Raw genomic sequence first — 23,819 nt, 5'->3', positions numbered from 1 at the left:
TCTCTCATAATAAGAAACAATCATCCTCCTAAGGATTTTATTTTAAAAAACTTTAAATCTATATGCACTATTGTTTTACTTGGTACTTATAACCTGCTGTGCCATTTTAACTAATTCATCTTTTGATATATTAGAATCAATTCCTAAGAAAGAATAGTAAACTCCATCTTCCATCCAATTTAATCCTTGAACTTGAGACATTTTTTCCTTGTCAGATCCAAAACTAAATACATATTTACCAGATGCCTTATCCTTTTTATCTTGTTCTGTCATTTTATAATTTGCTGGCACAAATTTATTAGTATATGAATAATAATATAAATCTATACCCTTATAATTAGCAGCAACAGTCTCCTTCTTTGATCTTTCACCTAACCTTCCATTTTCCATATCAAGACTTAATTTATCATTTCCTTTTGCATAATCAAAGTCAAGTGATTTTGTTTTTCCTGCAAAATTGCCCTTATCATCAGTTCCTTTGTTATCTCCAATATATCCATTTACAAAAGTGTATCCATTGTCAAATTTATTAACTAATTTAGGATTACATTCGAAATCCTTCTTTACTTGTTGTACTGTAGGTATAGTAGTATATGTTGGTATATTACTTGAATGTGAAGTTATAGAAGTTACTTTTCCTGCAGCAAATACAGTTGTTCCTACTACCATAGTAGCTACTAATGCACCTATAATTTTTTTCCTAATTGATCCTTTTTTGAATACTTTAACATTTTTCATTTTATCAATCTCCTTTTTATCTGGTAAACTATTTAACGTTGCACTTACCTTATTTTTAAAACTTTCAGGTGTATCTGGAAAGACACTATTCCAATCATAATTACTCATAAATTGCCTCCATATTCTCTAACTTTATTTTTAATAATTTTCGTCCTTTTGCCAATCTACTTTTTACGGTTCCTGAAGGTATTTCTAAAATCTGTTTAATTTCTTCTACTGAATATCCCTCTACATAATAAAGAACAATTGTAATACGAATACGTTCTGGTAAGTTTCGAATTGCCAGATATAATTCTCTATAATTCTTTCTCTCATCAACTTTAGCAGACTCAAAGTAGTCTTCATAAGATACCTCAGGATACTCTTTGCGTTTTAAATCATAGCATTCATTTATGAGTATCCTAGTTAGCCATGTTTTAAAATATTGTTCTTTTTTAAGTGTATCTATTTTATCATAGGCTTTTAAAATTGCCCCTTGAACTGCATCCTCATAATCTTGATCATGAGTCAAAATTGATTTAGATACGTGATATAAAGTAGATTCAGCTTCAAGGACATTAGCTATAAATGTTTCCTTATTCAATTGATTTCCTACCTTTCTTTGCAAACTGTAGCGCTACTTTTTTGCTTTACACTAGTTAGATGGATATATGTACTAAATGGTTCATTTTATTTTCATTTAAATTTAAACTTTTTTATAATATCTAAAACTAAATTTATTTTCATGATAATTTAACCTAAAGATGTAAGCTGTATCTTGTAAATTAATTACAAAACAAAGATATCATAAAATTCATTTCTGAATAATAGGATATCTTAAGAAATTTATTAAAGATGTCAAGCAACTGGGATACATAATGAAAATGCAGCCCATTTATACACTCATCAAATATATATACAATTTTTTCTTTAGTTTTTCTGCTAAGTGCTTCTGCAAGCTTCACCATTTGAACTTCTTCTCTACTTAAGGTTTTAGTGCTTTGTTCAAGTTTAATATATCAAGGCCCTACTTCTTTAAAAACTTCAGGTGTTAAATGTATATCGCTTGAGGAAATTTTTAGAGTTAATGAAAGTATAATAGCACCGATATAACTTTTAAATGTCTCTTAAATATTTGTTTTTATAATTTTATATTAAGCTTTGTTTACTTGAATTTTTTTAGATTATTTCAAATTTAAGTAGGGATGCTTTTAAAAATACTGCAATTCTCTTGAAAAATTTTAAATTATTTTGTAATATATTGTCATAATGGTACTAGAAGTTTTCACTTAGTTATGTTAAAATATTTTATAAAAGCAGACAAGTATCATACAAAATAATTCCCCCTTATAAACATTAATTTTAAAGGAGATACTCTATGAAATCTATTAAAAACAGATTAATTACTTTTGCAGTATTATTAGTATTATTACCAGTTCTAATTACTAATTTCGTATGTTATTACTACTTTTCAAGCAACATATCTTCTAGTGTAATCAATAGTAATAAAAAACTTTCGTCTACAATATCTGATGGTGTTAAGGATTTTATAGATAAAGCCTACACACTTACTGAAGAAATGGCCCAAAACAAAACAACCGTTGATTTCAATGCAGAAGATCAGAAAGAAATGCTTATAAACACTTTAGCCAAAAATACTTATTTCGACTTATTTTATATTCAAAATACTTATGGAAAACAAACAGCTCGCTCCTCTGGAGAATTAGGAGATAGATCTAATAGATGGTGGTTTACTCAAATTATGAAGGATAAAAAACCTTTTGTTAGTAAATCCTACTACTCTACAAGCGGAAATATGGCTGTAACTTCAATATTTCACCCTATTCTTGATAAAAATTCCAATATGCTAGGAATATTTGGGGCTGATCTCAAATTAAATGAATTACAAAAACTTGTAGACAAGTATTCAGATGGTAAAAACGTCTACTCATTTGTTTTAGATAGTGAAGGTGTTGTAATTGCTCATCCTGATAAAGCTCAAGTTTCAGAACTTTATAATTATAAAACTTTGAAAAAAACAGTATTAGTTAAAGATGCTTCTGGTAATGTAGAAAAAGATACATCAGGAAATCTAAAAACTAAACTTGAAGATATAGCTATTCCCCAAGCGCTAAAAGAAAGTGTTGGAAAAGCACTAAAGGGAGAATCTGGTGTTGTTGAATACTCAGATAGTAATAAAAAAGAAATGCTAGGTGCCTATACTGCAATAAAGCTTCCTGGTCAATCACAGAGTTGGGCAGTAGTAACCGTTGAAAACAAAGCCTATGCTATGTCAGTAATAAAATCTACTCAACTTAAGAACACCTTTATAGCATTAGGATTATTAATACTAATTGCCATATTAATATATTTATTAGCTAAAAAATTTACACAACCTATTCTTGACCTGGTATCTTTAATGAAAAGAGCATCTGAAGGAGACTTAACAGTTGAATGTAAGCATAAAAGTGAAGATGAAATTGGAAACTTAAGCTTCAACTTTAATTGCATGATATCTCAAATTAGAGATCTTATTAACAATATAAGCAATACTTCAAACCTTGTAACAAATTCAGCTAAAACTTTAGCAATTAACACTGATGCAACTTCTCAATCTATTGAACAGGTTACCTTAAATATCTCAGATGTTGCTGCTGCTGCTGAAAAACAAACTTCAAACTCTATTACTGGACTTGATACAACTACAAAATTGTCAGATGAAATTTCTATCATGACAAATTATATGAATGAAGGAAAGAGCTCTGCTGAAAAAATATATACTGTTAGCACTAAAGGGGTTAATGTTATTGGCAGCTTAGAAACCGCTGCAAAAGAAAATAATCAATCTATAAACAATATAGCACTAGTTGTAAATTCTCTAAGTGAAAAAGCTAATATAATAGGAAATATAGCAGATACTATAACTTCAATTTCAGAACAGACTAATCTTTTAGCTTTAAATGCTGCTATAGAAGCTGCAAGAGCCGGTGAAGCTGGAAAGGGTTTTTCTGTAGTTGCTGATCAAGTTAGAAAGTTATCAGAAGATACTGCCGCATCAAGTCACCATGTTAAAGATATTATATCCAATGTTCAAAAGGATATTGACAACGCCAATAAGGCTATATCACAGGCAGAACTTGTAGTAAAAAGCCAAAATGATGCAGTTAAATATACCGGTGAAACCTTTAATGAAATTTCCTCAAAAATTCAGGATGTAGTAAACAAAATTATTACTACTGCATCCAGCCTTGATAATGTACTTATTAGTAGAGATCAACTGCTTATACTTATGGAAGATGCAGCAAAAGTATCAGAAACTCTCTCAGCATCTTCTGAGCATGTTTCAGCTATAACAGAAGAACAAAACGCAGCTATGGAAGAAGTAACAGCACTAGCAGAAGATTTAAACAAGATGGCCTCTACTCTCAATGAATCAATAAAAACTTTCAAATTAAACTAATGCATCTTCAAAAATAACAAGTCCATATGCTAGTCTATTTTTTAAGATGCCTAATACAAATACACCACTTTTCAATTACTTAAAAAGTTGTTTAGGAATTTTAAGCCAATGCTTACATATTAAGCATTGGCTTTTTATTTTTATGCTGATAAGTTAACTAAAAACAACCTTATTTTTTCCGGACTTTTTTGCTATATACATTGCATCATCAGCTTTTTTAATCAATTCTTCCACACTATCTCCATGATATGGAAAAGTAGAAACACCTATGCTAGCTGACACATAGCCATTGCTTTCACCTAAAATAATTTTTTTTCCTACCTCATTAATAATATTTTCGCAGGTATTTTTAATAATATCAGTATTATATACGTTTGTCATAAATATTATAAACTCATCTCCACCAAACCTTGAAACCATATCGCCTTCTCTTACAACATTAAGCAGCCTTTCTGAAACGATTTTTAAAACTATATCTCCGCTTCCATGTCCTAATGTGTCATTTATCATTTTAAAACCATCCAAATCAATAAATAAAACTGCCAGTAAAAAATTATTTTCTTTTGCTAATTGCAGTGAATTCTTCAGCTTGCTATAAAATAGTTTTCTGTTTGGAAGACCAGTAAGGTTATCATGATTAGCCATTTCTTTTAATAACTTTTCAGCTTTTTTACGTTCAGCAATTTCTTCTCTTAACTTAGCTGTTCTTTCTTCTACTAATTCTTCAAGCTCTTCATGATTCTTTCTTAGCTGCTTTTCAGACTTCTCTAAATTAGCATAGAGTGCTGCATTTTCCATAGAAATTGCTAATTGTGAAGAAATAATCTTCAATATTTCTATACGTTCATTATTAAATACGCCCTGGATTAAGTTATTTTCTAAATAAAGTATGCCAAGTAAATTTCCCTTACTTATCACAGGCATACACATGATTGATTTAGGTTTTTGGAAAGCAATATAAGGATCGTTTTTATATTTTTCAGAAACAGAAGCATCCTCCAATATAACACTATTCCTTGAGCGTCCTACATAGTAAATTATTTTCTTGGGTAGACTTAAGTTGTTTTCAATATCAATTTCTTTCATAACTTCTATGTTATTTCCATCCATACTTCCTTCAGCTTGTATAACATATTTTTCTTCTTTTTTTAATAAGTAGCAAACCTTTTGTGCTGCTGCATTTTCAAGAACTATATATACAAGCTTTTTCAAAAGCTCTTCTAATTTTATTTCACTGGAAATTGCATGGGTTGCCTTTATAATTGTTGCGGTATCTAAAATCATAGAACTTTTATCTATTTCATTTTCCAAATTAACAGCCATATCTTTAATGGATGTACCATCATTCTTATGAAAACCCAAAATTTGTGAATATAATTCTTTCAAATGATTTACTTTAGAAGTTGCTCCCCATAAAATATAGCAGTATATAGCTTGTTTCATATAAACTCTTGCTATTTGTTTATTTTTTAGGTATAGATAGAATTTTGCTGCTAATTCATTTGCAAGTGCTTCCTCTTGAATATATCCATTATCTGATGCTAATTTAATAGCCTTTTCATAAAAATTAATTGCTTTAAGAGTTTTTCCCAAAACCCTTGCCTGTTCCGCCCCCACCAAATTAAATTTATGCAAAAAATTACTTTCTGCATGTTTTGCCCATTTCTTCATTTTACGTTGACCTGCAGAAACCTTATTTACAATTTGTCTTTTTCTAAATAATGATTGATGTTCAAACTCCGACAGCATAATTAATGAATTATAAAAATAGAAAACTGGAATGCTTAAAGTACCACTTACTCCGTCTAAATATTTTTCTGCAATTACAGAATATTTTAAAGCTTTCTCATATTCACCAAACAAGTATGCAAGAATAGCTTTATTTATATATACATCACAAAGATTATTTCTATCCTTTGTTTCTAAATGTATGGGTATCATTTGATCTTCATCATATACCTTACCCTTCAAATAATATATATTATTTGAAGAACCTATTAAATTTAATACTGCTTGATGATATATTGACTGAGTAGTTAAGGTTTCCTTGTTTTTCATATTATGCATAAACCTATTATATTCAGACATTTTTCTTTCTAAATCAATCAAGTTCTGTCCTGAATAATAGGCATAAATGCTGTGAACGCAGGCAGCTGTACAGGCATAATCCAGCTTTCCTGTCTCCTGTCCAATAGAGTAAGCATTAACAAACTCATTTAATGTACTTTTTGCACTTAACTTCCACGAACTTATAAAGCAATTATATAACACAAGTGTTTGCGCTTTATATTCTTTTGAATCAAACTTATCTAACAATTTTAAAGATAGTTGTCCAAATTCATAGCCAGAATCAATATCATTAGTACAGCATAAAATCATTCCATATGCAGCATAACCTATAGGTGAACTACTTAAGTTTCCATACCTTACATATAATCTTACTGCTTTTAATGTTATAAGCAAGAAAAGGTTTGGATTTAGCATATAAGTTGCCATGCCCATCTTTACCATAATACCTAATGCCGCAGATAGAAATAAATCTGTCATCTCAGGCAATTCAAATAAATCAGCTGGCTGTTTGCCTGAAAGCATAAATTTTGTTTTCATTAATGAAATTAAAACATCTGTTAAGCTTGGATTTTGTGGAAAATTCATTTCTAAAAGTTTAAGAACAAATAATGCAGTATCCAATACTTTTAATTTTTCATTTTGTACAGTATAGGCAATAATTCTAATTTCATATAACTTGATTTTGTCCAGGATTGTTTTACTATTGTTTAATGCTATTTCAGTATATTGTTCTACTCCATTATAGTCTCCATTTAAACATGCTACTTCTGCAGCTTCAATATACAAAGAATGAGTTAGTTTATAAAAATTCTTCCAACCATATTCACCCATGAGCGTTATCCCTATAGATAAATATTTATATGCAGTATCATATGCAGTTGATTTTTTTGCCATTTTTCCAGCAATTAATTCCAGCTTGGCTATTTGCTCTTTTTCAGAAGGATCATGTACTAATTCAATACCTAAGTTTAATTGATTAACAATATCCAGGACTTTTGTTCTGTTTTTCTCTAAATCAGTGCCTGATATCATAAGTCTTCCTATTTTAAGATGTATCTCTTTTCTATTTTTTTCTTCAATTAGTGAATATGCAGCTTGCTGAATACGGTCATGAAGAAAAGCATAGCTTTCTAAAATTGAACTATCTATTGGTAAAATCATACCTTCCTCTGATGCAGCACAAATATCAATATATATATCCTTCAAATCTCTTTTACATATGATTGATAATGTATCTAGATCAAACTGATTTCCTATACATGCTGCTAATTTTAAAGTTTCAATTGTATTTTTAGGAAATTTTGATATTCTATCAGCTATTAGCTCTACAACATTATCAGTTATTTGAGAATTTTTTATACTTTTTAAATCCCACTGCCATTTCCACTGTTTTTTGTCAAACTCAATTAAATGTTCCATATATAATGAATATAAAAATTGGCTTAAGAAAAAGGGATTCCCTTCTGTTTTTTGATGACTTAATTCTGCCAGCAATTTTGCTTCCTTTAAATCACAGTGAAAGGTTTCTGTAATCAAGTGCTGTACATTAATAAGTTCCAACGGTTTAAGAAAAATTGTATTAACTAATATATTTTTACTTTTAATTTTGTCTAAAGTTAATTTTAGAGGATGATTTTCATGTACTTCATTATCTCTATAGGCACCAATAAAAAGTAAATTATTTATTTGAGAATCATCTATTAAAAGTTCTATTAGCTTAAGACAAGATAAATCTGCCCATTGTAAATCATCTAAAAATATTATTAACGGATGCTGTGCTTCACAAAAGGTTCTGACAAAATCTTTAAATACTTTTAAAAAACGATTTTTTGCTTCTTCTGGAGAAACTTCAATAACTTTTGGCTGTTTTCCTATTATAAATTCTACTTCAGGTATCACATTGATAATTACTTGACCATTTAATCCCAGGGAAGCTAAAAGTTTATTCTTCCAAAGTTCTATTTGCTCTCTATCTTCACCTAAAATCTGTTGAACTAGATCCTTAAAAGAATGGATTAATGCTGAATAAGGTATATCATGCTCAAATTGATCAAACTTTCCTGAAATGAAGTATCCAAATTGTTCTTTGACAGATCCTTGAACCATATTTACTAATTGAGACTTTCCTACACCTGAATAGCCTGTAATCATAACAATTTCCATGGGATTTTTATTAATTCTTTGAAAAGCAGCCTTTAATATTTTGATCTCCTTTTCTCTTCCATATAGTTTATCTGGAATTTTAAATGCTTCTGAAAAATCTTTTTCTCCTATTTTAAAATATGCTACTGAACCAGTGTTTTCAAATAACTCATTACACTTTTGTAAATCTCTCTTTAGACCTATGGCACTTTGATACCTTTTTTCAGGCATTTTTTCAATGAGTTTCATCACTATATCTGAAATTACCTTTGGAATATCAGTATTATTTTCATATGGAGGCACAGGTTGTACAGCAAGGTGGCAGTGAACCATGGACAGTTTGTCATTTGCTTGAAAAGGTAAAAATCCAGTGAGCATTTCATAAAAAATTATTCCTAAAGAATAGAAGTCTGTACGATAATCAATTTTACTTTTTGTCTTACCAGTTTGTTCCGGTGAAATATACTCTAATGTATTTTCTAAATCATTCATAGCATTCACATCACTTAGCTCCTGTGAGAAAAATGATGCACTTTCAAATCCAGTAAGCTTTACTGTCTTAGTTTTCATATTTATTATAATGTTATCAGGATTAATGGCTTTATGAATAATATTACTATTGTGAGCATCAATAAGCGCCTGTGCTAATTTAATTGCAATCATTAAGAAATTCATTAGATTAAACCTTTTAAATTTATTTAGAATTTCTCTAAGAAACCTGCCATGAAAATTTTCTAAAACTAAACTAGGTATTTTCTCATAATTTTCCATACTATAAATTTTTATAATATTATCACTGTGAATTTTTTCATTTAATTCATATTCGTTCTTTAGCTTTATTACATCACATAAATTAGGATATTCTGCGCAAAGAAATTTCAATAAAACAGGCATACCATCATTTAATCTAATCCCACTGTAAATTATAGTTTTGTTTCCTTCATAAATCTTTTTCTCTAATTCATAGCCTGCAATATTGATCATTCAATAACCTCCCAATAAAAGATTAAGTAAACTTCATATTTCTTAATAAGTAAACATTTATATATTCGACAATAAAATCTATTATCCTTCAAAAAAATCAAAATCATTCATTCTATATATTCTATTATTAAAAATTTTCTAAAAACTAAAAGGAAGACATTAAAATCTTCCTTCCAATTTTTACACTATTTTTTTAACTAATTAATTTCATTTTCACCTTCATTAGTCACAGCTCCTATACCACTGAAAATAGTAATTTCTTTTATTCTGTCATCTTTTATCTATGTATATTTCAATACAATTCCTTAATTATTAAATCATCAACATATTCATCACAATCTTTACAATAATATTTTATTTCCACTTCTTTTCCACACTTCTCATGGCACACTGTTTTTTTACATGCTTCTAAATGCTTATTTGCCCATAATATTATTGAATTGAATACGTGTTTAAAATCCATTCCCTTTTCTGTCAATAAATATTGATATCTTGGAGGATGTTCATTATATATTTGAGCAACTATAAATCCATTCTTTTCAAGCAGCTTTATTCTATCGGATAAAATATTAGTAGGTATTGGTTTTAAAGCTTCCTGCAGTTCCTTGAATGTATTTTTATTATTTAAAATCCTGTGAAGAACCAGTAAAGTCCATTTATCACCTACTATATTTAAAGTTTGAGCCAAATTACACTGGAAGTCGTATGTTCCCTTCAAAATACCATCTCCTAAGTTATTTAACATTATTTATTAATGATTCCATTGCAGTCTTATCCATAGCTCCCGGAACATATTTATTTACATTTCCTTCTTTATCAATTATAAATGTAGTTGGAAAAGCTTCTATACTATATTGCTCCATGATTTCTCCAGCGCTATCAAAGGCTACTGGAAAGGTATATCCCTGTTTATTAAGGAAATTCATTATATATTCCTTAGATCCCTCTCTGCCCAAATTTGGTGCAGTTATGCCTAAAATTATAACATTCTTAGTATTATTTTCATACTCCTTATAAATTTCTTCTATATGAGGCAATTCACCTTTACATGGAGGACACCAGGTAGCCCAAAAGTTTAAAAATACTACTTTGCCTTTATAATCACTTAATTTATGTGTTTTTCCATATTGATCAACTAAACTAAAATTTGGAGCTTTAACTTTATCCACTTTTGTAGAATTATCTTTACTACTCTGTGCATTTTTATCATCCTTATTTTGAACTTGTTCTACTTTATTTGTTGATTTCTTATTTGTATAATCAAACGTTTTACCTGTTCCTCCAATTATCATAATCAATCCAGAAACTATTAGAATAACTCCGCCAATTTTTTGTATTATTCCCATATGAAGCTTTATCTTATCAATAAATTTAAACAACTTGTTATAAAAAATTGCAATTATTATAAATGGCAATATAAATCCAATAGTATAAATTAATATTAAAAGATTTCCAATCAGCGCACTTTTTGAAGCTGATGCCATTATTAATACAGAAGAAAGCATAGGTCCAACACATGGTGTCCATCCAAAGCTAAAGGTAAAACCAAGTATATAAGCAGTTATAGGTTTCATTTCATTTATCTCAATATGTATTTTTTTCTCTTTTTGTAAAAATGGTATGTTTATATACCCCATATAGAAAATTCCCATAATTATAATTAAAATTCCACCTATTAAAATAATTACTTTCTTATTAGAGGTAAAAAATTGATTTAATACACTTACTGAAGAACCTAATATGAAAAAAGTTGTAGATATTCCAAGCACAAATAAAATTGTATTTTTTAGTAGTGAACTATTTATAAATTTAACTTCTCCATGCTTTAAACTCTGCACACTGCTATTTGACAATATACTTAAATATACTGGAAGCACAGGAAGTATACATGGTGAAAATAGTGACAATACACCTTCTGCAAACACCAAAAATAAATTTACATTTTCCATTCTTCTAACCCCCACTTTTTTATTTAACGTTCAACTTTTTCAAGTACAAACGTAAGAAAGAAAATTCACCTTCATTGTCCTCTGTCAATTGTCTTGTAAAAATATATAAGAGTAACTTTAAAAAGTAAAGTTACTCTTATATTTTAAATCTACTATTCAATTAAGTCAATTATATTTAACTTAACACATGTCACATCTAGACTGATATATATAGTTTTTGCAGATTGAACATTAATATTAACAATCACTCTATGCAGATGGAGCTACACATAATATTACTTATCTTCACAAATAATTTCCTTTGGAAACCATACTACAAATGTACTTCCTTCTTTTTCTTTACTTTCCACACTTATCTTCCCATTATGACATTCCACCAAACTTTTTGTTATAGTCAAGCCTATTCCCGATCCTCCAGTATTTTTTGTTCGAGATAAATCTGTTCTGTAAAATCTTTCAAAGATATAAGGCAAATCCTTTTCTGGTATGCCAATTCCATTGTCTTTAACCTTAATACAAATGCCTTCCTCTTCTTTAAGCTCTACTACTACTTTTCCACTGGATTTTAAATACTTGTAGCTATTTGACAACAAATTATGCATTATTTGCTTTAACTTATCTCTATCCATGTACACCCATATTTCTTTATAAATTTTAGCTTCAATAATATAATTATTTTTTAAATACAAGGGTTCAAAACTTGATATGCTTTTTTTCAATTCCTCTGATAAATTAAATTTTGTACTATTTAACTTTAAATCTACTTGTTCCAATTTTGCTAAATTTTGAAGCTTATTAACTAAGTTTATCAATCTCTCTATTTCATCATAAAAAACTTGAAATCTTTCTTCTGTTGGCTCCCATATGCCATCTAATAATGCTTCTACGTGAGTTTTAAGTGTGGTAAGAGGTGTTCTAATTTCATGTGCCATATCTGAAGTCATTCTTTTTCTGAGCATTTCTTGATTTTGCAAGGTTTCTGCTAAATAGTTTATAGAGGCTGATAATTCCTGTATTTCTCTAGTTTCACTTTTAACCTGTGAACGAACAGCTAAATTACCCTTTCTCATTTCATTAGCAGTTTTAGTTATTCTAACTAATGGCTTAGTAAGCTGTTTAGCTAAAATAAAGCTTACTCCAAACCCAAATATTAATGCTATAAAACCTGAAAGTATAAAGGAATGGTTTAATGTCATTTTAAAGGTTATAGCTCCTTGATTTAAATATGAAGTTCCAAAATATCCAACAACTATTCTACCAATATTCTTTTTATTTTTTATTAAAGGATAGGTTTCTTCTTTATATTCTCCTAAATTCATATGAGAATATTTATGCATGTCACCTTTCATCATATTTCCCATCATTGACTCCATCATATTTTTATGTTGAAGATGAGAATTACCTGAATCAAATACAACAGTTCCGTTTGTATCCTTAACCTGTATATAAAGTTCCTCTAACACTGCATATCTTAATAATTCATCCTTATTAAAACTGGAAAATCCAGCTTTATCATCATATAAATCCTGAGCAGTAGCTACAATTTTATTCACTTTATCCTTCTGCTCATCCAACAAGTAATTATTGAATTTTTTTCCCACCATATAATTTGAAATAAAAACTGATATCAATATTGCACCTACTACAGCGAGAAGAAAACCTATAGATAATTTTTTCATCAAGGACATTTTCATTTGAGTCCACCCCATTCATTATAAAGCTTCAATGTTTCAAATTATTACGCCACCACTAATCTAAAAATTTGTATCCCATACCATAGACAGTGATAATATATTTAGGTTCTTTATGGTTATCCTCTATTTTTTGTCTTATATTTTTGATATAGCTATCAATAGTTCTGTCAAAGCCTTCATAATCTTCCCCAAAAGCCTTTTGTACTAATTGCTCTCTTGAAAACACCTGACCTGGATTTGTTAATAATGCTAATAATACCTTGAATTCATTGGTAGTTAAATTTACATATTCACCAGCTTTTTTTACCTTCATTTTTTTTATGTGTACTTCTAAGTCACCATTATTAAAAAGCAAATAATCAGCAAGTGGAGTGGAATCTCTATAAGTTCTTCTAATTAAAGCTTTTACTCTTCCAACTAATTCACGCACACTAAAAGGTTTAGTTAAATAATCGTCTGCTCCAATGGCTAAACCACTAATTTTATCTTCTTCTTCCGATTTAGCTGTTAACATAATTATAGGCACATCAGATACAGCTCTTATTTTATTACAAATTTCCTCTCCTGATATCTTTGGAAGCATTAAATCCAAAACAACTAAATGAATTACTTCTTCTTTAAACAATGTTAATGCTTTCTCACCATTCTCAGCAGTTAATACCTGAAATCCTTCTTTTCTTAAATAAGCCTCCACCACTTCAACAATATTAGGTTCATCATCCACCACCAATATTTTCTTTATATCATTCACTATTATCACCTCTTTATAAAAAACATCTTAATTTTAGCTTGATTATATTTTATTGTACTTATAATTTCAATAATTTATCAATGAATCTTACTTAGGGAATGTTATAGTAAGTAGCCATCAGATAACAAAGCAACCCTCTAGTCAATAAAACCAGAGGGTTCCGTGTTAAAAACTTTATCTTTTCTTCATTATAATAGTTCTTCTTCTTGTATATTCTTCATCACTAATTTCTCCACTAGCAAATTTTTCATCAAGTATTCTCATGGCACTACTAGAATTCACCATATAACTTTTTATAAGTTTTACTGCAACTACTACTAAAATTATAAATAATAATATTCTAACTCCCATCATTATGGACATCCATGGGCTAAATACAAAATCTGATCCTCTAAATCCTGAACCTCTAAATCCACAAAGCATATTCATTTCCTCCTATAAACATTAATTTTTAATTGTTTCTAATTTATTATTTGAATTAATTATAACTAAGAAATGTGGAGGAAATATGGAGATTTTTTAATAGCTTTTCATAGCAAATAAAAACTTTTCTGCGTAAATTTTTTATTTTAAATTCCATTCTCAGAAAAAGCTTCTGCCTTCAAAAGCTTCAGCTTTCTACTTAATGACAGTGCAAATATTAATGTTAAAATTACAGTAAACAAATCCGCTGCAGGCTGTGCCCAAATTACACCTTCAATATGAAAAATCCTTGGCATGATTAAAATAGCTGGAATAAAAAATAATCCTTGACGACTGATGCTTAGAAGTCCACCTTCTTTTCCCATTCCTAGAGCAAGAAATAAACACATATATACTTGCTCAAATCCAAACAGCATAAATGCAATCCCATTTGCTCTAAGTGCTCTGCTGCCTATATCAATGAGCATTGCATCATTTTTAGAAAACAAGTATACAATTTGTCCAGGAATTAAGATTAAAATAAATGCAGTAACAATACAAAATATTGTCGACCACTTAATTGATACCTTTGTTGCTTCCTTCAATCTATCATAGTTTTTTGCACCATAATTATATCCTGCAACTGGCTGGTATCCTCTCATAAATCCAAAAACCACATAACTTCCAAGTGCCATGATACGAGTTACAACTCCAATGGCTGCTACTGCTGAATCACCATAACTGCTTGCTGCAGTATTAGAAAGTGCCATTGAAGTGCTTGACAACAGTTGAGAAACAAAAATTGGAATTCCAACTTTAAAAATCTCTACAAAAATAGCAGTATCAAATCTAAAGTTACCTACAGAAAATCTCAAACATCCTTTTTTACTTAACATGTACCAAATGTACAAGAGAGAGGCCGCACCTTGTGATATAACAGTTGAAATGGCTGATCCTCTAATTCCAAGACCTAGAGGATATATTAAAATTGGATTTAATATAATATTAAGCACACCACTAAGCAGCATAGAGGTCATAGTTAGTTTTGACATGCCTTCAGAGGTTACAATATTGTTCATAGTAACAATAAAAATATTTAAAATTGAACCCGTAATATATATAACTGCAAATTCTCTTGCATATGGCAGTATTGTTTTTGTAGCTCCCAAACCAACCAATATGTCATCAAGAAAGTATAAAGATATAGCTATAGAAATAATGCCCACAACCAAACTGGAAAACAGTGCAGTTGAAGCTGTCTGATTTGCTTTGTCAGTTTTCCCTTCTCCAAGAAGTCTTGCTATGTAAGAGGCTGCTCCACTTCCAAAGGTCATGCCAAGCCCGATTATAACTTGTACAATGGGAAATGCAATGGACACAGCTCCCATCTGACTAGTTCCAAGACCACCTACGAAGTAAGCATCAACCACACTGTAAAGTGCAGAAATCATCATGCCTATCATAATAGGCACACCCATTTTCAACAATACTTTAGGAATTTTTTCATCACGCATCATTTTAAGTTTTTCGTTGTTCGAATTCAAAATATCATACCCTTTCTAATGTGTATAGTCACTATACACTTTCTTTAAAAAAATATATTCTTTATTTAATTTTGTTTAAGGTGGTTTAGCATAGTTATCATCCAACAAGTGTATAGTATCTATACTCTTTTGATAAAAAAACACCTTATTTATAATTACCCTCATTTTACCATTAACCTTTCATAATCAAAATTCAACATGCATTTATTTTTCAAAATCATCAATTTGTTTTTCTAATGAGTTAAGCAATTCTCTAAAAAACATCTTGTTTTCTTCTGCTGCATTTTCAAGTAAATCGTCAAAAATCTCCTCATATTTTTTATGTAACTTTTCATGATTCATATATGCTGTCTCCCCCTTTGAAGTCAGCCTTAACAAAAGTCTTGACTGATTGCGGGGATCAGTATCTTTGATAATCATACCTTTACGATCAAGCTTCATAATAATCTGGGAAACTGCTCCTTTCGTAACTCCCAGCATATCAGCCAAACCTGTCACATGAATACCCTCATTTTCTTTTATGGACTTGATCATGTGAATTTCAGCTTCATATAATGGTTTATCCGTCCCATAATATCGAGTTTTCTTGTCAAATTCGGAAATTTTTGATACTATTCTCAAAAAAGTATAACTTACTTTATTTCTATTTTTAAATTTCATATTCATCATGATGATAGTATATAGCTGCTAAACACATCTGTCAAGTACAACCACAAAGTTTGTTCGTTGCACTTCTAATCTTTGTAAAGAAGCTATTGTAAAAAATTATTAAACTGAGTTAGTTATGTAGTAGCCTCTTTTAAAATAACAGTTTCTTAATACCACAAATATAGTAATTATCATTTACAATTTCCTTAAAATCAGTTATATCTACAGAAAGCTTTTTTACTTAACTAATTCCTTTGTTAATAATTATTTTAATACAAGTAATGCAATTTAAACATTCATAAAACTAAATGTTACTGCTGATTTATAGCAATAGCATTTAATTTAAATACATCTTATGTTATAGTTCAACATACCACAGATGGTAAGTACAGTAAAAGCTATATAATTTAAATACATCCTATGTTAAAGTTCAACTTGGACAGGAGGTAGTGCTAAACAATTAGGATTCACATTTAAATACATCCTATGTTAAAGTTCAACCAATTCGATACATCTTCTCCTATGGGCAGGGCTAATTTAAATACATCCTATGTTAAAGTTCAACTGCACTTGTAAGTACATTCCATAACAGTCCAGGAAAATTTAAATACATCCTATGTTAAAGTTCAACGAGTGTACAAACTATATAAGGAGTTGATAAATTGATATTTAAATACATCCTATGTTAAAGTTCAACAGCACAAAAGATAATAGACATGCTTTAGAATGGAGGATTTAAATACATCCTATGTTAAAGTTCAACCGAACCATATGCAGATTGTTCAACTTGAACTAACGCATTTAAATACATCCTATGTTAAAGTTCAACTTATAGAGCTGCTTATCTTTCAAGCTTAAAATGGCCATTTAAATACATCCTATGTTAAAGTTCAACGCAATATCTCAGGCAGACTAAAAAAGTCTGTCTCATTTAAATACATCCTATGTTAAAGTTCAACTAGTATCGCACGTTGTAGACCATCTATTGGTTTAATTTAAATACATCTTATGTTAAAGTTCAACAAATAGATGGTCTTAAAAAATCAAGTTGTTACTGATTTAAATACATCTTATGTTAAAGTTCAACAAGTTTTTCAGGAAGAACAAATAAAATTTTTAAATAATTTAAATACATCTTATGTTAAAGTTCAACTATAAAACCTAGAATAGTAAAGGTTGTGGCTAATCTATTTAAATACATCTTATGTTAAAGTTCAACAGGAATGATTATATTGGCAGTTAGTTTACCTAATATATTTAAATACATCTTATGTTAAAGTTCAACATTATGTAGACACAAATATAGCAAGCCAATATCAGAATTTAAATACATCTTATGTTAAAGTTCAACAAAAGCCTAGAGAGTATTAACTAAAAAATGTATATTTAAATACATCTTATGTTAAAGTTCAACTTTTTCTTCTATTAGGTCTGCACTTAATTCTTTACCATTTAAATACATCTTATGTTAAAGTTCAACAAAAGGATAGAGAGCTTTGAGGTACAGTTAATACCATTTAAATACATCTTATGTTAAAGTTCAACTATTTTGTTAAAAAAGAAGACCATATGCTTTATACAATTTAAATACATCTTATGTTAAAGTTCAACTACTAATCCTAATAATTATGAGTATATAAGGATAGTATTTAAATACATCTTATGTTAAAGTTCAACTAGCTTTAGATTAATAGAAAGGAGTACAATTATGAGATTTAAATACATCTTATGTTAAAGTTCAACAGGTGCTAAAGTTCAATTAAACGTTACTAATGTTAGATTTAAATACATCTTATGTTAAAGTTCAACAGCAAGTTCACCTGTTCTTATAGGGATGAGAACTGGATTTAAATACATCTTATGTTAAAGTTCAACAAATATGGCTAGTGCTAAGAAAATAAAGGAATCACTATTTAAATACATCTTATGTTAAAGTTCAACAGAAAATCGGTAAAATGTCTAAAGAGCAAATAGCATTTAAATACATCTTATGTTAAAGTTCAACCATGGATTTTTATGAATATAAAAATATGAATGCTGAATTTAAATACATCTTATGTTAAAGTTCAACGGAATTTTTCTCCCTGGATCTGTAGGATTTACAACAATTTAAATACATCTTATGTTAAAGTTCAACATGAATTCACAGGATATGGGTATCTGAGGTATACAAATTTAAATACATCTTATGTTAAAGTTCAACTTAATAAAGATAAAACAAGTAGTTATACAGCGCAATTTAAATACATCTTATGTTAAAGTTCAACTAGTAAAAGTTACTCACTCAGAAATCACTCAAAGATTTAAATACATCTTATGTTAAAGTTCAACGAAGAAAGCTATAATGAATATTTAAGAAAATTTGGATTTAAATACATCTTATGTTAAAGTTCAACAGAAAGATAAATATAGAAGATATCTTAATATTACCATTTAAATACATCTTATGTTAAAGTTCAACATATACGTAAGCTTCAAAAAAACTACTAGGGATAATTTAAATACATCTTATGTTAAAGTTCAACATACTATCGACTTACAAAACAAAAAGCTTTCTGAAAATTTAAATACATCTTATGTTAAAGTTCAACGTAGCGTTTTAAGCGTTACCTTTTTTATTATGGTGGATTTAAATACATCTTATGTTAAAGTTCAACCACTGTAAAATAGCCATTCTTATTTTTTATTATACCTCTTAACCCATTGAAAATAAAGCATTTCCTTAAAATTTTACCAGCCGTTTTTTAATTTTCAAAACTACAATAAAAAAAGTACCTTTAAGTCTTGTATTTAAAGGCTTAAAAGGCACTTTGCTTCTAACTTTAGCTGGTAAAATTTAAAGAATTAATGCTTCACTATTTTCTAAATTTACTCCTAACGTTTCTTCACTAAAGCTTTTTTCATTCATTAATTTTATTATTGATACAAAATCCTCACTTTCATCAATAACCTTTTTAAGTTCCGCCCTTAGCTTTATTAAATTAGAAGGAGTTATATTTCCTCTAAACACTGATTTTTGATGATGCTTAAAATACTTTTTACAAATCTTAAAAACTCTTTGAACCCTTTTTTCATTAATATCATAAAAAACAAAAGCATAATTACAATTTTCTATCTTTCCCATATCACATCATCTCCTTAAGGCTAAATGGTGCAAAATCTTTTCCTTCAAATATATACTTTATAAGCTTGTATCCATCATATTTAATAGCTGCCTCATAACTAACCTTTCTTTTTAATTTAGCATGTTCAAATACACTATTAAACCTTTCCTCTAAAGCTGGTATAAATACTTTCTTTCCAGCTTCATTTAATAAACAATAATTAAGCTTCCTCTCAAAGTGCTTTGATACCTGTATCTTTTTATTATTAACTAATTCAAAAATAGTTTTATATACAATAGCTGGTTTAAATACTTCTGAAAGATCAAGGCTTAAAGAAAATCTTCCTTCGCTAGGTTCATGAAGAAAACTTATACTTTGATTTAAATGGGTATGATAAATTTGAGAAATAGTTCTAGCATAAAGTATGGAATTACCAAAGGAAATCATAGCATTCATTGGATTATCTGGTGGTCTTTTTACTCTTTTATTCATTAAAAAGTCCTCTGGCAAAAAATATTTAAAGTTATCATAGAATTTCATCCAAACTTGACCTTCTATAAACAAAATTTGTTTTATATCATTTGTTTTATCTAAAACATCCATAAAGTCTTTTTTGATCCAATCCAAAAATTCCTTGGTTTCCTTCTTGTCATGCTTATAATAATGATAAACTACTTCATAAATGTTGATACCTATCCCTTTTACAAAAGCCTTTGCAATATGTATTCTATTTTTAATAAAAGCCTCTGACTGTTTTATTGTAAGATTTCCACTTATTAAATATTCCTTTGGATAAAAAGTACCGCTGTAATAGCCATAATAATTAAAGAAATGTATCACAATACCAGCTTTAGCTGCGAAATCTAAGAATTTGGTATTTAAATTTACTTCATTTAATAAATAAAGTTCTTTAGTTGCTTCCACTGGCATATATGTATTTTTGTTTCCTTTTCTAAAACAAATAGAATTATCTTTCCTTGTAATATCTCCCTGAGACATTATAAATCTCGTTCCATTTCCCATAATATCCCCTTCTCACTCTATAATAAATATATACACTTTCAAAAATCTTAAATTTGTACTGATTACATTGAATAAAATATTTTTGAAAACATCTAATAAATATTAAAAATGTAATTTCTTATTTTCAGCAAATCTAATTATAAAATTAACAACATGCTCTATTTTTCACTCTATTGTCTCTAAATAAAGCAGTATTCATAATAAGCGCACTTCTTACAACCCTTTTTCAATTCTTCTTTTGGAGGATTTTCTTGTTCCAGTAAATTATTTATGCTGCTTAAAAATTCTTCTAAAGCTTGTTCATTTTCTTCTGTAAGGTCAATATAAACTATCTTTTTATCCTGTTTATTTTTTTCTTCAAACTGAATTTTTCCTTTTCTTTCTATGCCTTTATTCTTCAATATTTTAAGATAGAGCAAAACCTGCCATTTTACAGCTTCCACATCTGCATCTGATTTTTTCATTTCCACTAAGTATTCATCAGTTATCTTATCTACTTTTATATTTTCTATGGATATTTCCGTGTTCTTCTTGCCTTCTGCTGCCAATTCATGCAGTACTTTTCCTATTCTCACTTCTTCACTGTTGTCCTCCAAATTTATTCTGTGAGCATGAAGCCAGCATTGACGGTTACAGTGGATGTAGTAATTTATTATTGTTCCTGTGATTTTCATATTACACCTCCATTAAAAACAAATTTTATCCTACGCCAGGAACTCTGTTTATAATATTAAATTAGCTTCATCTGGAGTTTCTCCCATAAATATTTCCTGATTGAATCTACCGTTTAACACATACTTTTCTCCATCTTCAATATAATAAATATCTCCAAGTATTTCATTATACTGGCTTGGAAGCTTTTTAACCTTATAAATAAAATAGCTTAACTGTGCGTTCTTTTCTGAAAGCTTCACTCTTCTTTCAGAATAATCCATTTCACTGTCCACCAATAGTTTTTTATAATCTTTCCACAAAATCCTCCCATCAAGCATATCAACATTGCCATCTTTCTCGTCCTTGACTTCAATTTTTCTTGAAAGGAATATAGTATACTTATTTTGATTAATTTCATCATCAATAAGCTTCATATAATCCTTTATCTTTTCAAAATTTAAATTATAAAGCTGTTTTATAAAACTCAAATAACCTTTATCATTAATTTCTCTTTTTTTCTTATCAATTTTATCTATAACCCTGTCATAATATCCTTCAAAATCTTTATTTCTCAAAATTTCTTGTATTTCTGTATTAATCAAGGTAAGTTCTTTTTCTTTTCTCACATCATCTTTATAAAGAAGTCTACAGTTATCTATTTGAAAGAATTTTACTCTTCCAGAATTTAAACATGATCTATTTATTCTGCCCATAAACTGTTCTTCTGCATCTAAAATAGATATATTTTTATATCCAAGATCCATATCAATATCCACGCCTGCTTCTATAACCTGAGTTGATATAATAATCACCTTATTTTTCTTTCCCTTTGCTAATTTTATAATCTTTTCTCTATCTATTTTATTGTCATCAGAAGTTATAATCTTAATTTCATGACCACTATCACTAATAAAATTTTCATTCATATAATCAAAAAACTTATCTGCATGCTTTTTAAATATAAACTCTATCAAAATTTTATTATTGTTTTTGCTTTCCTTTAATATATCCTTCAAAAGCAGTTCAAAACCCTCACTCTCTGGATCTTCTCCTAAATCCATCATTTCAAATTCAACTCTATTTTTAAATAGTGGATTTTCAAAATAGTGTTTTCTGTCTTTTATGAGATAAACAAAGTTATTATCCTCTCTTTCTACAAGCTTATTAAGTCTAGGAAGTGTAGCAGACATTATAATAACCTTTACATTGAGAATTTCCGCATAAGCACTTAAAAAATTAATTATTTCTTTCCATATTCCATTTTTATAGCTTTGAATTTCATCAAGTATTATTACTGAGTTACAAATGTGAATTAGAGGAAAACCTTCTTCTCTGCTAGTGCCAAAAAGATAATTAAATAGATTAACATGAGTTGTTATAATAAAAGGATAATTGAGAAAAATTCTATTTAAAAGTGATTTTTTATAATCAATTTTTCTATTATTTTCTTTACTTCTAAAGTCTTTATAATCTTCATTTTTATCTACTGTTTTTATTGGTGTTAAAGAATTTATTACAGATATGTTTTGTGTTATATCGCTTCTTTTAAATATGTCCTTTAATCCCTTTTCTGTCTGTTCAACTAGAGTGTTAAATGGAAACACATAGAAAAGTTCATTAATAGCTTTCTCTGATTTGAGTATTAAATTTGCCAAATTTATAGAGGTTATAGTCTTACCTGCTCCTGTAGGTGCTTCAAGGTAATATATATTTTTGTCTTTATTCTTTAAATAATTTTTTTCACTTTCTAAAGTTATTTCAGATCTAAGTTCATTTATACTTGTATAATTACCATCAATAACTGGATTTTTTTCATAATTTCTTATGTTTTTTGTGATTTCATAATTGTTAAATTCTGAGCAAAACTTTTCCTTTAACTCTTTAGTTATAATGCCCATATCAACTACTTTGTGTCCATCCATATATTCTGCTGTTGCATAATAATCTGAGGCTGTAAGTATTGAAAATAAAATTTTAGAGTATATATAAATATTAAAATCACTATCTTTATTTTTCACATATTCTTTTATAATTTTAAAGCTGTCACCATAAAAGAAATTGACTATTGTGCTATTTTTTAGGGTGTTCATATTTAAATCAGGAAAATCATCTTCTTTAAAATAATCTTCAGTTTCATCTGCTAAATAAGTACCGAAGTCTTCAAAATCTGATAAATAGCCATGATGTTTGGATATAATGTAGGCATTTAAATACATAAAATATCTTAAAAAACTTTTATCTAGCTTTTCAATGTCTAAATTCTTTATTTTTTTATCAAAATAACTAACATATATATAAGAACTAAGTAGGGAATGTTTACTATCCCTACTTTCATTATCTTTATAAAAATCATTTAACATAATATCATATTGAAAAGCTGGATTTATTTTTCCTACATCATGCATGTATACAGTATTTATCAGCATTTCCTTCCATAACTGTACTAAAACATTATCCTTTTCTTTAAGAAGACTTTTTTCAAGATTTATAAAAATGTTATCTAAATTTTTCTCTCTGCAAATAAAGTGAAAATACTCAATAGTACACTCTATATGATCTCTTAAATATTCCTTAGGCTTTTTATTTTCAGTATCTCTATGAGCATACATATTTTTTAAATTGCTTACATGATCTTCAATTTGAAAAATATTCACATCTTCAAAATACATTTTTAATC

At 28.5% G+C, this 23,819-nt stretch carries 15 protein-coding genes and 1 CRISPR repeat array; of the genes, 1 reads left to right on the top strand and 14 read right to left on the bottom strand.

Annotation, left to right across the window (positions count from 1 at the left end; genetic code table 11):
• Positions 1-75: 75 nt before the first annotated feature.
• Both HBE96_RS03520 and HBE96_RS03515 read right to left on the bottom strand, forming a co-directional pair.
• The gene (locus tag HBE96_RS03520) at positions 76-846 is read right to left on the bottom strand and encodes a hypothetical protein (RefSeq protein ID WP_169296378.1); all 771 of its coding nucleotides are present in this window, start codon (positions 844-846) and stop codon (positions 76-78) included.
• The gene (locus tag HBE96_RS03515) at positions 839-1,321 is read right to left on the bottom strand and encodes an RNA polymerase sigma factor (RefSeq protein ID WP_169296377.1); all 483 of its coding nucleotides are present in this window, start codon (positions 1,319-1,321) and stop codon (positions 839-841) included. Before HBE96_RS03515 ends, HBE96_RS03520 begins: the two co-directional genes overlap by 8 nt.
• 774 nt (positions 1,322-2,095) lie before the next feature.
• Here HBE96_RS03515 and HBE96_RS03510 point away from each other — a divergent pair.
• On the top strand, positions 2,096-4,177 hold the full coding sequence (locus HBE96_RS03510) for a methyl-accepting chemotaxis protein (RefSeq protein ID WP_169296376.1): 2,082 nt from the start codon (positions 2,096-2,098) through the stop codon (positions 4,175-4,177).
• Between the two features lie 153 nt (positions 4,178-4,330).
• On the opposite strand, the gene HBE96_RS03505 is transcribed toward HBE96_RS03510, so the two are convergent.
• The 12 genes from HBE96_RS03505 to cas3 all read right to left on the bottom strand — a co-directional run bounded on the left by HBE96_RS03505 (position 4,331) and on the right by cas3 (position 23,811).
• Entirely contained in the window at positions 4,331-9,373 is a 5,043-nt protein-coding gene (locus HBE96_RS03505) for a diguanylate cyclase domain-containing protein (protein ID WP_169296375.1), read from the bottom strand.
• Between the two features lie 292 nt (positions 9,374-9,665).
• Positions 9,666-10,091, bottom strand: a complete 426-nt coding sequence (locus tag HBE96_RS03500; protein WP_169296374.1) for a winged helix-turn-helix transcriptional regulator — start codon at positions 10,089-10,091, stop codon at positions 9,666-9,668.
• Positions 10,092-10,107: 16 nt separating this feature from the next.
• Complete coding sequence (locus HBE96_RS03495) at positions 10,108-11,322, bottom strand: cytochrome c biogenesis protein/redoxin (RefSeq protein WP_169296373.1); 1,215 nt, start codon at positions 11,320-11,322, stop codon at positions 10,108-10,110.
• A 275-nt stretch (positions 11,323-11,597) separates the two neighbouring features.
• On the bottom strand, positions 11,598-13,016 hold the full coding sequence (locus tag HBE96_RS03490) for a HAMP domain-containing sensor histidine kinase (protein WP_169296372.1): 1,419 nt from the start codon (positions 13,014-13,016) through the stop codon (positions 11,598-11,600).
• Positions 13,017-13,071: 55 nt separating this feature from the next.
• A complete protein-coding gene (locus HBE96_RS03485) occupies positions 13,072-13,767 on the bottom strand; it encodes a response regulator (RefSeq protein ID WP_169296371.1) in 696 nt (231 codons plus the stop codon).
• A 174-nt stretch (positions 13,768-13,941) separates the two neighbouring features.
• Entirely contained in the window at positions 13,942-14,190 is a 249-nt protein-coding gene (locus HBE96_RS03480) for an SHOCT domain-containing protein (protein WP_169296370.1), read from the bottom strand.
• 146 nt (positions 14,191-14,336) lie between these two features.
• Positions 14,337-15,713: an MATE family efflux transporter gene (locus HBE96_RS03475; RefSeq protein ID WP_169296369.1), complete on the bottom strand. Its 1,377-nt coding sequence runs from the start codon at positions 15,711-15,713 to the stop codon at positions 14,337-14,339.
• Positions 15,714-15,917: 204 nt separating this feature from the next.
• On the bottom strand, positions 15,918-16,373 hold the full coding sequence (locus HBE96_RS03470) for a MarR family winged helix-turn-helix transcriptional regulator (protein WP_243186815.1): 456 nt from the start codon (positions 16,371-16,373) through the stop codon (positions 15,918-15,920).
• A gap of 328 nt (positions 16,374-16,701) precedes the next feature.
• A CRISPR array of direct repeats spans positions 16,702-19,018; the repeat unit is 30 nt; unit sequence ATTTAAATACATCTTATGTTAAAGTTCAAC.
• A gap of 179 nt (positions 19,019-19,197) precedes the next feature.
• Positions 19,198-19,485 carry a CRISPR-associated endonuclease Cas2 gene (gene cas2, locus HBE96_RS03465; RefSeq protein WP_169296367.1) on the bottom strand — a complete coding sequence of 96 codons (288 nt, stop codon included), beginning with the start codon at positions 19,483-19,485 and terminating at the stop codon, positions 19,198-19,200.
• Position 19,486: 1 nt separating this feature from the next.
• On the bottom strand, positions 19,487-20,488 hold the full coding sequence (cas1b, locus tag HBE96_RS03460; protein WP_169296366.1) for a type I-B CRISPR-associated endonuclease Cas1b: 1,002 nt from the start codon (positions 20,486-20,488) through the stop codon (positions 19,487-19,489).
• A 179-nt stretch (positions 20,489-20,667) separates the two neighbouring features.
• Entirely contained in the window at positions 20,668-21,162 is a 495-nt protein-coding gene (cas4, locus tag HBE96_RS03455) for a CRISPR-associated protein Cas4 (protein ID WP_169296365.1), read from the bottom strand.
• A 48-nt stretch (positions 21,163-21,210) separates the two neighbouring features.
• Positions 21,211-23,811 (bottom strand): CRISPR-associated helicase Cas3', encoded by a 2,601-nt coding sequence (gene cas3, locus HBE96_RS03450; protein ID WP_169296364.1) that lies wholly within the window; start codon positions 23,809-23,811, stop codon positions 21,211-21,213.
• Positions 23,812-23,819: the final 8 nt, after the last annotated feature.

The organism is Clostridium muellerianum (assembly GCF_012926525.1).
Classification (GTDB): domain Bacteria; phylum Bacillota; class Clostridia; order Clostridiales; family Clostridiaceae; genus Clostridium_AM; species Clostridium_AM muellerianum.
The sequence above is the reverse complement of the archived record's forward strand: the minus strand, read 5'-3'. Positions and strand labels throughout refer to the sequence as shown.

What these genes read in the sequence shown, in the direction of transcription:
- HBE96_RS03490 (WP_169296372.1), bottom strand. Translation starts at nt 13,016, where the DNA reads ATGAAAATGTCCTTGATGAAAAAATTATCTATAGGTTTTCTTCTCGCT.
- HBE96_RS03505 (WP_169296375.1), bottom strand. Translation starts at nt 9,373, where the DNA reads ATGATCAATATTGCAGGCTATGAATTAGAGAAAAAGATTTATGAAGGA.
- cas4 (WP_169296365.1), bottom strand. Translation starts at nt 21,162, where the DNA reads ATGAAAATCACAGGAACAATAATAAATTACTACATCCACTGTAACCGT.
- cas3 (WP_169296364.1), bottom strand. Translation starts at nt 23,811, where the DNA reads ATGTATTTTGAAGATGTGAATATTTTTCAAATTGAAGATCATGTAAGC.
- cas2 (WP_169296367.1), bottom strand. Translation starts at nt 19,485, where the DNA reads ATGGGAAAGATAGAAAATTGTAATTATGCTTTTGTTTTTTATGATATT.
- HBE96_RS03510 (WP_169296376.1), top strand. Translation starts at nt 2,096, where the DNA reads ATGAAATCTATTAAAAACAGATTAATTACTTTTGCAGTATTATTAGTA.
- HBE96_RS03495 (WP_169296373.1), bottom strand. Translation starts at nt 11,322, where the DNA reads ATGGAAAATGTAAATTTATTTTTGGTGTTTGCAGAAGGTGTATTGTCA.
- HBE96_RS03480 (WP_169296370.1), bottom strand. Translation starts at nt 14,190, where the DNA reads ATGCTTTGTGGATTTAGAGGTTCAGGATTTAGAGGATCAGATTTTGTA.
- HBE96_RS03520 (WP_169296378.1), bottom strand. Translation starts at nt 846, where the DNA reads ATGAGTAATTATGATTGGAATAGTGTCTTTCCAGATACACCTGAAAGT.
- cas1b (WP_169296366.1), bottom strand. Translation starts at nt 20,488, where the DNA reads ATGGGAAATGGAACGAGATTTATAATGTCTCAGGGAGATATTACAAGG.
- HBE96_RS03470 (WP_243186815.1), bottom strand. Translation starts at nt 16,373, where the DNA reads ATGAAATTTAAAAATAGAAATAAAGTAAGTTATACTTTTTTGAGAATA.